Source organism: Bacteroides sp. An269 (genome assembly GCF_002159755.1).
Classification (GTDB): Bacteria; Bacteroidota; Bacteroidia; order Bacteroidales; family Bacteroidaceae; genus Phocaeicola; species Phocaeicola intestinalis.
In genome coordinates this window covers 1-706 of sequence record NZ_NFJG01000248.1, presented here as the reverse complement: position 1 = coordinate 706, position 706 = coordinate 1, and the positions used below count along the sequence as shown (strand labels likewise).

The 706-nt window shown below is 55.8% G+C and carries 1 rRNA gene; it reads left to right on the top strand.

The window, feature by feature from the left end:
* Positions 1-706 (top strand): 16S ribosomal RNA (locus B5F71_RS19575); the annotation flags it as partial.

Below are 706 nucleotides of genomic sequence, written 5' to 3'. Positions count from 1 at the left end.
TAGCTACAGGCCTAACACATGCAAGTCGAGGGGCAGCATGGGCTTAGCTTGCTAAGCCTGATGGCGACCGGCGCACGGGTGAGTAACGCGTATCCGACCTTCCGGCGGCTCGGGTCCAGCCTTTCGAAAGAAAGATTAATCCCCGATGGTGTCAGGCAGTTCCATGACAGCCTGACTAAAGAATTATCGGCCGCCGATGGGGATGCGTTCCATTAGCTTGTTGGCGGGGTAACGGCCCACCAAGGCGACGATGGATAGGGGTTCTGAGAGGAAGGCCCCCCACATTGGGACTGAGACACGGCCCAAACTCCTACGGGAGGCAGCAGTGAGGAATATTGGTCAATGGGCGCGAGCCTGAACCAGCCAAGTAGCGTGGAGGATGACTGCCCTACGGGTTGTAAACTCCTTTTGCAGGGGGATAAAGTGTGCCACGTGTGGCATATTGCAGGTACCCTGCGAATAAGCATCGGCTAACTCCGTGCCAGCAGCCGCGGTAATACGGAGGATGCGAGCGTTATCCGGATTTATTGGGTTTAAAGGGAGCGCAGACGGCCCCTTAAGTCAGCTGTGAAAGTTTGCGGCTCAACCGTAAAATTGCAGTTGAAACTGTGGGGCTTGAGTACGGTCGCGGCATGCGGAATTCGTGGTGTAGCGGTGAAATGCATAGATATCACGAAGAACCCCGATTGCGAAGGCAGCATGCCAG